This is a genomic window from Nocardia sp. NPDC055050, assembly GCF_053608345.1.
This window is the reverse complement of sequence record NZ_JBSGVG010000026.1, coordinates 1-12684: the sequence shown is the minus strand read 5'-3', so window position 1 is coordinate 12684 and position 12684 is coordinate 1. Positions and strand designations below refer to the sequence as shown.

The window sequence follows — 12684 nt, the reverse complement described above, 5'->3', positions numbered from 1 at the left end:
CGCTCCCGGGTCAGGCGGTGGCGAGTAAGCCGTCGACGAAAGCCAGGACCCGTTCCCGCGATTCGACGCCGACCTGTTCGTGTCCGCCCGGGTACTGCGCGAACTCGACCTGGGTGCCCACCGATCGCATCTGCGCGAGCAGCGCGAAGGTCAGCGGCAGCGGAACCACCGTGTCGGCCGCGCCGTGGGCGATCAGCACCGGTTGGCGATAGCCGACCGTGGGGACCACCATGTAGTCGCGCAGGGCCGCGCCGATGCCGTCGGCGGCCACGGGCTTCGCCAGGAGCGTGCCGATCGACGCACCGCCGACGGCCCGGTCGAAATCGTCGACACAACTGGTGGCGATCGCGTCGACCACTTCGCGGCCACGCGCGCTGAGCAGACCGTTCACATCCAGATCGGGACGGGTGGCGCGAAGCCCGGCGAGCATGCCCGCGAACGGGCCGACGAGCCGGTCCACCACGGGGAGGTTCGGGACCTCGGGACCGAGCTGGGTCAGAATCTGCTCGTAGTTGGATGCCGGCGCCAGTGCCACGGTGCCGCGGAAGTCCAGTTCGGGCGCGTAGTCGCCGGCGAGGTTGCCGGTCCCCAGTGCGGCATGTCCCCCCTGCGAACCGCCGACCACGGCCCACGTCGGCGCCAGACTCGGCTCCGCGGCCCGCGCGGCACGAACCAGGTCGATCGTGGCCGTGGCCTCGGTGCGAGTGTGCAGGTACGGGTGCACGGTGTCGGAGCCGGGCGACAGGCCGAGGTAATCCGGTGCGACCACCGCCCAGCCGCGATCGAGGAACGCTTGCAGCAGCGGGCGTTCATGCCGCGCCTTGTCGGTGGTGAGGCCGCAGTCGGGCCCGAGCCCGCTGGTCCCGTGATCCCACGCCACCACCGGATAACCACCTTCCGGGGCGGGCGAATCCGGGAGCAGCACCAGCCCTGCCGCGTTCGCGATGCCGTGCGTCGCACCCTCCGTGCGATATTCGACGATGGCTGCCCGCGACCATTCACCCCAGCCGGCAGGCTGCGCGGTGTGGGCAATCAGCTGCCCCGGCGCGACGGGCGCCGCCTGCGCCGCGGGCCCCGCGCCCACCGCGCCGATCAGCACCAGCGCCGCGGCCACCGCCACCCGGCCGGCCTGGGAAATCACATCGTGCACGGCCATTGCGCCTCCATCGTCGATCCCACTGTCCGCACTTGCGACGGTAGGCGATCTACTGCCGAGAAGCACCTTCGTGCCCGTCACCAGAATCGAATCTGCTGCGTCGCAAAGGTTTCCACAGCACTATGCGGCGCCGTGCGGGATTTCGGCGCCCACCTTGGCCCAGCGACCGGATCGTGCGCGGGCGATGACGGCCAGCAGTCGAGCCAACATGAAGACGACCAAACCGGTCCAGATTCCCGCCACGCCCCAGTCGAAGATCAGCGACAGCCAGATCAGCGGCAGGAAGCCGGTCAGGGCGGCGACGAGGGTCGCGGTGCGAAGGAAGGCGGCGTCGCCCGCGCCGAGCAGGACACCATCGAGGGCGAACACCGCGCCGGCCACCGGGATCATGGCGACGAAGAACCACCAGATGACATGGATGCGTTCGAGGACCTGGGGGTCGTCGGTGAACAGCAGCGGGATCGCGGTCACGCCCGCGGCGAAGACGGCGGCAAGGAGCAGCGCGAAGATCTCGGACCAGACTGTCACCCGGCGCGCGATCGCCTTGGCGCCGTGGGCATTACCGGCACCGAGAGCCGCGCCGACCAGCGTCTGGGCGGCGATGGCGAGCGAGTCCAAGGTCAGGGCGAGGAAATTCCAGAGCTGCAGGACCACCTGGTGGGCGGCCACGGACGCGGCGCCGAAACGGGCGGCCACCGCGGCGGCGGAGACGAAGCAGATCTGGAACGACAGACTGCGGATGATGAGGTCGCGCCCGAGGACGAGTTGAGCGCGCATCACCGCGACGCGCGGGCGCAGCGAAACACGTTCGCGCAGCAGGGCATAGGCGAACAGGACGCCGGAGACCGATTGGCCGACGAGGTTCGCCACCGCCGAGCCGGCCAGTTCCATCCGTGGTGCGCCGAGCAGTCCGTACACCAGAACCGGACACAGCACCGCCGACAACGCCAGACCCACCACCACATAGGTCAGTGGTCGTCGCACATCCTGCACACCGCGCATCCACCCGTTGCCCGCCATCGACAGCAGGATCAACGGCACGCCGAACAGCGCGATCCGCACCCAGATCAGCGCCTCGTCGGCGATCTCCCCACCACCGGAGAGCACCGAACACAGTGGCACCGCGAACAACTGGATCACCGCGACGATCACCAGACCGATCGCCACACCCACCCAGCTGGCCTGTACGCCCTCCTCGACAGCACCTGTCCGATCCCCCGCACCGTGTCTACGGGCCGCACGCGCGGTCGTCCCATAGGACAGGAACGTCAGCTGGGTGCTCACCGACCCGAGGATCACGGCGCCGACGGCCAGCCCGGCCAGTGCCAGCGCCCCCAGCCTGCCGACCACCGCGATGTCGAAGAGCAGATACAGCGGCTCGGCGACCAACACGCCCAGGGTGGGCACGGCGATGCCGAGAATTCGCCGCGGTCCGACCTGGTCGGCCTCATCGCCGGTCACGGCTTCGTCCCTCGGTTCAGCGGACCCCACACCGACCTCCCACGGTCACCACGAATTCATCGGACGCGCTGCCGACCTGCCGATGGTGGCACACGCCACCGACACCATCGCCCACCGCGCAGCGCCACCGGAGCGATCTCGCCGATCGCCGGGCATGATCATGTTCGCGGTGGTGGCGCACCGACGCCGCCACCCACATCGCCGATCACGCCCGCCGATCGCGGACACACCTCCCGATCAGCACGAAACCGCGAGTACGAAGTGTGGACGGCAGGCAGGATGAGCGACGATACTGGTCGCCTGCCCAGCTCGGGTGGGACGATGACATACCGCGGACGCCTGGTTCGCCCGGACAACTCAGGATCGACCATGGTGTTTGTGCAGCGATGGCGGGTGATCACGGCGTTCGCCCTGGTCGGCGCGGCCACCCAGCTGGTGTGGCTCACCTACGCGCCGGTGACGACCGTGGCGGCGGAGCACTTCGGTGTGTCCGAGTCCGCGATCGGGTGGCTGGCGAACATGTTCCCGCTGCTCTACGTCGTGCTCGCCGTGCCCGCCGGAATCGCACTCGATCGCTGGTTCCGTCCCAGCCTGATCGCCGGCGCGGTTCTCACCGCGATCGGTGCGGCGCTGCGCCTGCTCGACGGCGGTTTCGCGATCGTGCTCATCGGTCAGACCGTCGTCGCCATTGCGCAACCGCTGGTGCTCAACGCCATCACCGGCATCTCGGGGCATTATCTCGACGAGAAGGACCGGCCGACCGGTATCGCGGTGGGCACCGCGAGCACCTTCGCCGGGATGGCCGCCGCGTTCGTACTCGGCGCGGCGCTGCCCGCGCAAAGCCAGCTCACCGCCCTCACCGCGATCGGCACGATCTTCGCCGCCCTGGCCGCGGTCGCACTCACCGTCGAACTGATGCGCGCGGGCACCGGACCTGCCGCGAGCACATCGACCTCGTTCGTCGCGCTCCGAGCGACCCTCGGGGACCGGTATGTGCGCCGACTCTGCGTCACCGTGTTCTTCCCCTTCGGCACGTTCGTCGCGCTGGCGACCTATGGCCAAGCGCTGCTGGAACCGTCCGGCGTGAGCGCGGACGCGGCCAGCATCGTGCTGCTGGTGAACGTCCTCGCCGGTGTCGTCGGCTGCGCGGTGATTCCGGTCGCGGTCCTGCGCCGCGGTATCGAACTCCCCGCCGTGATGGTCGGTCTCACCGCCAGCGCCGCCGCCTGTCTGCTCGTCGCCCTCGCCCCCGGCCTCGCCACCGGCTTCCTGGCCTTCGTCCTCATCGGCCTGACCCTGCTCCCCGCCCTCCCGATCGTGCTGGCCATGGCCGAACGCCACACCGGCGCCGCGGACGGCACCGCCGCGGGCCTCATCTGGATGACCGGCAATCTCGGCGGTCTCGTCGTCGCGGGCCTGACCGGCCTCCTCGTAGACCAGCCCGCCCTGGCCTTCACCCTCTGCGCCACCACCACCGTCCTCGGCGTCCCCCTGGCCCTGCGCCTGCGCCGCGAGAAGGCCGTCGCCGCGACCTAGGTCAGCCCAGGGCGGCGATCAGGGCGCGCACGACATCCTCGGCGTTGCCGTAGGTGGTGTAGCCGGCGGCGAAGCGGTGGCCGCCGCCGCCGAAAACGCCGGCGACCGCGGCGACATCGACGCCGTCGGTGCGGCCTGGGGCAGAGTCGCGGGAGCGCAGGGAAACCGTCCAGCGGTCGTTCTGGCCGCGGGCTTCCTTGAAGACGGCGGCGATGCCCGCTTCGGCAGTGGTCCGGATGACGTCGATGACGCTCTCGACCTCTTCGGGCCCCACGTCATGGGTATCGGCGGCGCGCACGAGCGCGTAGACCAGGCCGACACCGGCGGCGGCGGGCACGACCACGGCGGTGGACAGCACCTTCGACAACATCGGGAGCCAGGCGTAGGGGTGGGTGTCGAGCAGGACACGGGTGATCTCGGTGCCGTCGATGCCGGTGGCGAGCAGGCGCTCGGCCATCGCGTGGCTGCCGGACCGGGCCCAGCGGAACGAGCCGGTATCGGTGACCAGGCCCGCGAACAGGCAGTGCGCGATGGGGGCGTCGATCTCCACGCCCCACGCATCGAGGAGCCGGGTCACCAATTCGGTGGTCGAGGCCGCGGATTCGTCGATCAGGTCGACGGTGCCGAAGCCGTCGTTGGCCCGATGATGATCGATCACCAATGTCATGGTCGCACCGGGTAATCGGTCGGCGAGAGCGCCGAGACGGCTGCGCGCGCCGCAGTCGACAACGATCAACAGGTCCACCTCGGCCGGCACCTGCGCGGGCGGCACCACCAGCTGCACACCGGGCAGCGTGCGCAACGAAGCGGGCAGCTCAGCGGGCTCGGCGAAGGACACACACACCGGTACCTCGCGCCGGTGCAGCGCCAGCGCCAGCGCCAGCCCGCTCCCCACGGTGTCGGCATCGGGCTGCACGTGGCACAGGATCGTCACCGAGCGCGCCGCCGCCAAGGCGGCGACGGCTGTGCCCAGTTCGGTCCCGTCGCGGACGCTGGTCATCCGGCGTCCACGACGGGCACCGGTCGTCGGCCCGACAAGGCGGTGGCCACCGGGCAGGATGACGTACCCTGCGTGGTCACTCGGGCTACCGCCTGCGGGCGCTGACCGGACATGCCTGCCTACTCGTCTTCGTCGTCGCGATCGGCCTTGTACGGGTCGGCCTCGCCCGCGTGCTTGGCGTTGGCGGCGACCTTGGCCACCTCGTCGTCGATGGCGCGAGCTCTCGCGAGCAACTCTTCCATCTCGCGGGCCACCTCGGGCACCTTATCGAGAGTGAAAGACAGGATCGGGGTGAACTTCACTCCGGTACCCGCGCCCACCTTGGACCGCAACACACCCTTGGCCGCGTCGAGCCCGGCGGCGGCCTCGGCGTAGTCGGGTTCGGCGTCGATGGTCTCGCCCATCACCGTGTAATAGACGTTCGCCTCGCGCAGATCCCCGGACACCTTGGCATCGGTGACGGTGACGAACCGCAGCCGCGGATCCTTGATCTCGTATTCGATCGCGGTGGCCACGATCGCGGAAATCCGCTTGGCGAGCCGGCGTGCCCTGGCTTGATCAACCATGGCTGAACCTCCCTAGTCTTCGGGTCCGAAGATCCGGCGGCGTACTGCCAGCAACTCTATCTCCGGACGCGCGGCAACGTGCCGCTCACACTTGTCGAGCACCTCGTTCAGGTGTCCCGTTTCCGCACTGACCATGGCAACCCCGAGCAGCGCTCGGCGGTGCAGGTCTTGATCTCCGGCTTCGGCGGCATTCACGCCGAAGCGCTTTCCCAGCTCGGCGAGGATCGGCCGGATCACCGACCGCTTCTCCTTGAGCGAATGCACGTCACCGAGCAGTAGATCGAATTCGAGCGCACCGATGAACAGCGGTGCTCACCTCCTGGTAGATGGGGTTCCCGCAAGACTCCACGCCGCACCCGAAGAATCGGATGCGGCGTGGATCGAGCGGTATTGCGTTGATCAGTCGCGCGGCTTTTCACGAAGCTCGTAAGCCTCGATGATGTCGCCGTCCTTGATGTCGCTGTAGGTGACGGTCATACCGCACTCGAAACCTTCGCGAACCTCAGGAGCGTCGTCCTTCTCCCGCTTGAGCGAGGAGATGGTCATCGTCTCCGCGATCACTCGACCGTCACGGATCAGGCGCGCCTTGGCGTTGCGCTTGACCGAGCCCGAGGTGACCATGCAACCGGCGATGTTGCCGATCTTGGACGAACGGAAGATCGCGCGGATCTCGGCGCGGCCCAGCTCGACCTCTTCGTAGATCGGCTTGAGCATGCCCTTGAGGGCCTTCTCGATCTCGTCGATCGCCTGGTAGATCACCGAGTAGTACCGGATGTCGACGCCTTCGCGGTTGGCCAGCTCAGTGGCCTTGCCCTCCGCGCGGACGTTGAAGCCGATGATGATCGCGTTCGAGGCCGACGCCAGGTTGACGTTGGTCTCGGTGACGCCACCGACACCGCGGTCGATGACGCGCAGACGCACCTCGTCGTCGATCTCGATGCCGAGCAGGGCCTCTTCGAGGGCCTCGACGGTACCGGAGTTGTCGCCCTTGAGGATCAGGTTGAGCTCCGAAGTCTCCTTCAGTGCGGCATCCAGATCTTCCAGGCTGATCCGCTTGCGGCTGCGAGCGGCCAGCGCGTTGCGCTTGCGCGCATTGCGGCGATCGGCGATCTGCCGGGCGATGCGGTCTTCCTCGACCACGATCAGGTTGTCACCGGCGCCGGGCACCGAGGTGAAACCGATGACCTGGACCGGGCGCGACGGAGTCGCCGCGTGGACGTCCTCGCCGTGCTCGTCGACCATGCGACGGACGCGGCCGTAGGCGTCGCCCGCCACGATCGAGTCGCCGACGTGCAGCGTGCCGCGCTGGATGAGCACGGTGGCCACGGGGCCACGTCCGCGGTCGAGGTGCGCCTCGATGGCGACACCCTGGGCGTCCATGTCCGGGTTGGCCCGCAGGTCGAGCGAGGCATCCGCGGTCAGCAGCACGGCTTCGAGCAGCTGATCGATGTTGGTGCCCTGCTTGGCCGAGATGTTGACGAACATGGTGTCGCCGCCGTACTCCTCGGTGACCAGGCCGTACTCGGTGAGCTGCTGCTTGATCTTGTCCGGGTTCGCACCCTCTTTGTCGATCTTGTTGATCGCGACGACGATCGGCACATCAGCGGCTTGGGCGTGGTTGATCGCTTCCACCGTCTGCGGCATGACGCCGTCGTCGGCCGCGACCACGAGGATCGCGATATCGGTGGCCTTCGCACCACGAGCACGCATGGCGGTGAACGCCTCGTGACCCGGGGTGTCGATGAAGGTGATCAGACGCTCTTCCTCGTTGAGGTTGGTGAGCACCTGGTAGGCACCGATGTGCTGGGTGATGCCACCGGCCTCGCCCTCAGCGACGTTGGCCTTACGGATCGTGTCGAGCAGTCGGGTCTTACCGTGGTCGACGTGACCCATGACGGTCACGACCGGCGGACGGTGCTCGAGGTCGTCCTCGCCGCCGGCGTCTTCGCCGTAGGTGAGGTCGAACGACTGCAGCAGTTCGCGATCTTCGTCCTCGGGGCTGACCACGTGGACGACGTAGTTCATCTCGCCGCCGAGCAGCTCGAGGGTCTCGTCGTTCACCGACTGGGTCGCGGTGACCATCTCGCCGAGGTTGAACAGTGCCTGCACGAGAGCTGCGGGGTTCGCGTCGATCTTCTCGGCGAAGTCCGACAGCGATGCGCCACGGGCGAGACGGATGATCTCGCCGTTGCCGCGGGGCAGACGCACGCCACCGACGGCGGGAGCCTGCATGTTCTCGTACTCGGCGCGCTTCGCCCGCTTCGACTTACGGCCACGGCGAACTGCGCCACCGGGGCGACCGAAGGCGCCTGCGGCACCACCACGGCCACCGGGACCACCGGGACGACCGCCGCCGCCACCGGGACGACCACGGAAACCACCGGCCGCGGGAGCGCCGGCACCGGGAGCGCCGGGGGTACCGCCACCGCCACCGCGGTAACCGCCACCGCCGCCGCCACCGCCGGGACGGCCTGCGCCGCCACCGCCGGGAGCGCCACCCGGACGACCCGGACGGCCACCGGCCGCGGGGCCGGGACGTGCGGAGCGTGCGGGCATGGCGCCGGGGTTCGGACGCGGAGGCATCGAACCCGGGTTGGGACGGGGACCACCGGGACGCGGGGCACCGCCCTGCGCGGCGGCCGGACGCTGACCCTGACCACCCTGACCGGGGCGGGGACCGCCCTGACCGGGAGCGGGACGCGGGCCACCCTGACCGGGAGCCGGACGGGGACCGCCCTGACCCGGAGTGGGACGCGGGCCACCCTGCGGAGCGGGACGCGGTGCCGGACGCTCACGATCGGGCGCCGAGCTGAACGGGTTGTTGCCGACGCGCGGAGCCTTCGGCCCCGGCTTCGGGCCGGGACCGGCCGGACGCGGACCGGGCGCGGCAGCACCCGGCGTCGCCTGACCCGGACGGGTCTGACCTGCGGCGGGCGCCTGTGCCGGACGCGGCGCGGCGGGAGCCGGACGCGGGCCGGGCGCGGGGGCGCCTGCGGGCTTGGTGGCCGGAGCCGACTGCGCGGCGGCCGGAGCGTGGCTCGCGGGGGCCGGAGTAGCGGGCTTGGCCTCGACCGGAGCGGCCTGTTCGGGCTTCGGCGCAGCCGGCGCGGCAGCGGCTGCCGGGGCGGGAGCGGCCGGAGCCGGACGCGGACCGGGGCGAGGGCCACCGGGGGTGGGCTTGGCAGCCGGACGGGCTGCTGCTGCCGACGACGGGCCGGGACGGGCCGCCGACTTGGCATCGGCCGCCGGAGCGGACTTCGACGCCAGTGATTCGCGCAGACGACGTGCGACGGGTGCTTCCACCGTCGAGGACGCCGACTTCACGAACTCGCCTTGCTCCTTGAGCTTCGCGAGTAGTTCCTTGCTTGTGACACCGAGCTCTTTAGCCAACTCGTGCACGCGGGCCTTGCCTGCCACTGCTCTCCTCACTGAGAGGCCGAGCAGTGACGCCGCCTAGGTAAGGCGGGCCCGCACGACCTCGGGTTATCTCCGACGGACGTTCATCGTTGGTGCTTCACGGTGTGCTCATGAGTGCTCGTGCCTGTTCTCGAGGTACTGCTCCAGGGCTGAGATATCCAGATTTCCGGACACTCGTAGGGCTCTGCCGAATGCTCGGCGCCGCTCTGCGGAACGCAAACAAACTGAAACGGGGTGCAGCCATGCACCCCGTCCGGGCTGTCTGCGCCGCGGATCGGGAACAATCGCGACATCGGTGTTTCGATGCTGCGCCACGATCCGCAACAGGTCGGCAGACGGCTCGCGCTGACGGCATCCGATACAGGTGCGAACGGATTGCGCGGGCCGGTCTTGTACCCACTCTACCGGTGACCCGGTCATAACGACGAACCCCTCCCCTCCGGAAGTTACGAACATGTCATCCGCCGGTCGGGATTCGACGTGTTCGGATCAGCTACGGTGCGCTTCCGGCCGGGCGGAGTCGTCCGGTTGCGGAGCCGCGTCGCTGCGGATATCGATGCGCCAGCCCGTCAGACGGGCAGCCAGGCGGGCATTCTGGCCCTCCTTACCGATGGCGAGGGAGAGCTGGAAGTCCGGCACGATCACGCGTGCCGCCCTGGCGTCGGGATCGACGACGGTGACCGAAACCACCTTCGACGGCGAGAGCGCATTGCCGACGAACGTCGCCGGATCCTCGGCGTAGTCGATGATATCGATCTTCTCGCCCGCCAGTTCACTCATCACGTTGCGCACGCGCTGACCCATCGGGCCGATGCACGCGCCCTTGGCGTTCACGCCCGGCACGGTGGACTGCACGGCGATCTTGGAACGGTGTCCCGACTCGCGCGCCACCGCGACGATCTCGACGGAACCGTCGGCGATCTCGGGCACCTCGAGCGAGAACAGCCGCCGCACCAGATTCGGGTGGGTGCGCGAGAGCTGGATCTGCGGGCCACGCGGGCCACGCGAGACACCGTAGACGTAGCACTTGATCCGGTCGCCGTGCTCGTAGGTCTCGCCCGGCACCTGCTCGGCGGGCGGGATCAGTCCCTCGGCGCCGTTGGCCTCGCTGCCGATGCGTACCACCACGATGCCGCGGGCATTGGCCCTGGCGTCGCGCTGGACCACACCGCCGACGATCTCACCCTCGTGGGTGGCGAAGTCGCCGAAGGACTTCTCGTTCTCGGCGTCACGCAGCCGCTGCAGCACCACCTGGCGGGCGGTGGTCGCGGCGATGCGGCCGAAACCCTCCGGGGTGTCGTCCCATTCGGAGACGAGGTTGCCGTCGGCGTCGAGCTCACGCGCCATCACCCGCACCACACCGGTCTTCTGGTTGATGTCGATGCGCGCGTTGGCCTCGTGGCCGTCGGTGTGCCGGTAGGCGGTGAGCAGTGCCGACTCGATCGCCGAGATCACGGTCTCGATCGAGATACCTTTGTCGGCGACGATCGCCCGCAAGGCTTCGATTTCAATATTCATTCCGCAACCCCTTCGGTGGGAGTGTCACTGTGTTGTCCTGGTGCGGCGAGGTCGGCGGGTTCTTCGCCCGGTACCGGGCGGCCCGGTGCGATACCGCCCGCGAGCTCGAGTTCGGCGGCGCCCGGTGCGTTGAACTCGACCTGGACGACAGCCTCGGCGATATCGACGACCGGAACGTGTACGCGGTGTGGCTTCACCTTGCCGCCGATGACGAGCGCGATGGCGGTGGCGTCGTCGGTGAACTGGCCGACGCGCGCGTCGAACCGGGCCTTGCCCTCGATCCGCTCGGCGCCGTCGGCCAGCTTCACGCGGACCTTGCGGCCCTGTGCGCGCCGCCAATGCCGTTCGGTGGTGAGCGGGCGCTCCACGCCGGGAGTCGTCACTTCGAGCAGATAGGCGGCTTCGCCGAAATCGCCTGCGGCATCAAGAAGTTCGGACATCTCGCGGCTGAGCGCGGCGATGGCGTCCAGGTCGGCGGGGCCGTCGCTGTCGACGGTGACCTTCACTCGAACCGGAGCCAGCTCGCCATTGCCCGCGGCGGCGATCGCGACGCCCTCGAGGTCGAATCCCCGGCGTGCGACGAGCTCAGCGACTAGCTGGCTCACCCTTTCCTCGGTGGGCATCGGCATATGGGCGGCTCCTGGTTCAGTTGTGACGCGATCGGAAATATCTACGCCGAAGGTCTAGCGTAACGCGCTCAGAGAGTGTAAAGGACCAGGCGCTGAGCGCCACGCACCGGTCCGACTCGGCGTGCCCGCGGCCTGTCAGCACGCATGCGTGCCGCCCGCGTGAGATCTGGCACGATGGTCAACGTGCCCCACCGCCATTCCGTCCCGCCGAGAGCCGGGCGACCTTCCGGCATGCGTTCCGACCGGCACGAACCCTCTCGGTTACGGGTCGAGCCCGCCGCCGCGCACCTCGCCGGGCCGACGCCGGCTCCCACCGGCGCGACCGCGTCGCCGCCGCCCGCCGTAGTGCCGCATCCCACACCGGTGCAGCAGCTTTCACCGTCGGCGACCGGACGGGTCGACACCCGGCCTGCCTGGCGCCGCCGCACCGTGCTCCGACTCGTCGGCGCGAGCGCGATCGGCCTTCCCGTGGTGGCCACGCTGGCCGCCTGCACCGAGGACGATACCGTCCATGCTCCGGATCCTCTTGCCGCGCAAGAAGTTCTGGCTCGCGCCGATGCCGCGGCCGCGACCGCGGCGATCGCGCTGGCACCCCAGTCGAATGCCGCGCTGAGCACGATCGCCACCGAGCGCACCGCGCACGCCGACGCGCTCCGCACCGAAATCGACCGGGTGATCGGCGTGTACGGCGACGGCACCACGCCCGTTCATCGCACGGGCGCCGTGACCGTGCCCGGCCCCGGCGGATCGCCGGTCCCGGCCTCGGAGGCCGAGACCGCGTCCGCGCAGCCGGCCACCCTCGCGCAAGTGCGTGATCAGCTGGTCCGGTCCCAACAGTCCGCCGCCGCCCTGGCCCGCACCGAAACCGGCTATCGCGCAGGTCTTCTCGCGTCGATCAGCGCGGCCTGTGCCACCCAGGCAGGAGTCCTGCTGACATGACCGAACAGCGAACGGCATTGCAGAGCGCACTCGATGCCGAGTACGCGGCCGTCTACTCCTACGGCCTGATCGCCGCGTACGCCAATGCCGACCGGTCCCGGCTGGTCGCCGAGTTCAGCGCCGCGCATCGAGCACGTCGCGACAGCACGGTCGAACTGCTCGAAGCGGAGGGCACCGCACCGGACGCTCCCCGCGCCGCCTACACCCCACCCGCCCCGGTCGACGACCCGATCCCCGCGGCGCATCTCGCGGTGAGCGTCGAAACCGATTGCGCGGCAGCGTGGTACGCGGTCGTGGAGAACGCGACCGACGAAGTGGTGCGCGCCACCGCGACGGAAGCCCTCACCGAGGCCGCCGTTCGCCGCGCTCGCTGGCAGACGATTCTGGGATCGGTCCCGGTCACCGTCACCTTCCCGGGACGGGCGTAGCGAACCGAGTCGGCGGTTGCGGGCAGATCGGCGA

12 protein-coding genes are annotated in these 12684 nt (G+C 69.6%); 3 read left to right on the top strand and 9 right to left on the bottom strand.

What is annotated here, in order from left to right; translation table 11 throughout:
- Positions 1-10 precede the first annotated feature (10 nt).
- Entirely contained in the window at positions 11-1156 is a 1146-nt protein-coding gene (locus ACWGCN_RS24165) for a lipase family protein (protein WP_452459396.1), read from the bottom strand.
- A gap of 120 nt (positions 1157-1276) precedes the next feature.
- Positions 1277-2617, bottom strand: a complete 1341-nt coding sequence (locus ACWGCN_RS24160) for an MATE family efflux transporter (protein WP_452459395.1) — start codon at positions 2615-2617, stop codon at positions 1277-1279.
- A 369-nt stretch (positions 2618-2986) separates the two neighbouring features.
- Between ACWGCN_RS24160 and ACWGCN_RS24155 the strand changes: the two genes are divergently transcribed.
- Complete coding sequence (locus tag ACWGCN_RS24155) at positions 2987-4153, top strand: MFS transporter (RefSeq protein ID WP_378992339.1); 1167 nt, start codon at positions 2987-2989, stop codon at positions 4151-4153.
- A gap of 1 nt (position 4154) precedes the next feature.
- On the opposite strand, the gene ACWGCN_RS24150 is transcribed toward ACWGCN_RS24155, so the two are convergent.
- From ACWGCN_RS24150 to rimP, 7 genes are all read right to left on the bottom strand, one after another.
- A complete protein-coding gene (locus tag ACWGCN_RS24150; protein ID WP_378992337.1) occupies positions 4155-5153 on the bottom strand; it encodes a DHH family phosphoesterase in 999 nt (332 codons plus the stop codon).
- 119 nt (positions 5154-5272) lie between these two features.
- Positions 5273-5719 (bottom strand): 30S ribosome-binding factor RbfA, encoded by a 447-nt coding sequence (rbfA, locus tag ACWGCN_RS24145; protein ID WP_378626520.1) that lies wholly within the window; start codon positions 5717-5719, stop codon positions 5273-5275.
- A 12-nt stretch (positions 5720-5731) separates the two neighbouring features.
- On the bottom strand, positions 5732-6025 hold the full coding sequence (locus ACWGCN_RS24140) for a DUF503 domain-containing protein (RefSeq protein WP_378628258.1): 294 nt from the start codon (positions 6023-6025) through the stop codon (positions 5732-5734).
- A 93-nt stretch (positions 6026-6118) separates the two neighbouring features.
- Positions 6119-9136 (bottom strand): translation initiation factor IF-2, encoded by a 3018-nt coding sequence (gene infB, locus ACWGCN_RS24135; RefSeq protein WP_452459394.1) that lies wholly within the window; start codon positions 9134-9136, stop codon positions 6119-6121.
- Positions 9137-9244: 108 nt separating this feature from the next.
- Positions 9245-9556 (bottom strand): YlxR family protein, encoded by a 312-nt coding sequence (locus ACWGCN_RS24130; protein WP_101468594.1) that lies wholly within the window; start codon positions 9554-9556, stop codon positions 9245-9247.
- 69 nt (positions 9557-9625) lie between these two features.
- Positions 9626-10654: a transcription termination factor NusA gene (gene nusA / locus ACWGCN_RS24125; RefSeq protein WP_378626517.1), complete on the bottom strand. Its 1029-nt coding sequence runs from the start codon at positions 10652-10654 to the stop codon at positions 9626-9628.
- Complete coding sequence (rimP, locus tag ACWGCN_RS24120) at positions 10651-11283, bottom strand: ribosome maturation factor RimP (RefSeq protein WP_378992335.1); 633 nt, start codon at positions 11281-11283, stop codon at positions 10651-10653. Before rimP ends, nusA begins: the two co-directional genes overlap by 4 nt.
- Positions 11284-11514: 231 nt before the next feature.
- Here rimP and ACWGCN_RS24115 point away from each other — a divergent pair, with 231 nt between their 5' ends.
- Positions 11515-12222, top strand: a complete 708-nt coding sequence (locus ACWGCN_RS24115) for a hypothetical protein (protein ID WP_452459393.1) — start codon at positions 11515-11517, stop codon at positions 12220-12222.
- Positions 12219-12650 carry a ferritin-like domain-containing protein gene (locus tag ACWGCN_RS24110; RefSeq protein ID WP_378992332.1) on the top strand — a complete coding sequence of 144 codons (432 nt, stop codon included), beginning with the start codon at positions 12219-12221 and terminating at the stop codon, positions 12648-12650. The genes ACWGCN_RS24115 and ACWGCN_RS24110 overlap by 4 nt, the downstream gene beginning before the upstream one ends.
- Positions 12651-12684 lie beyond the last annotated feature (34 nt).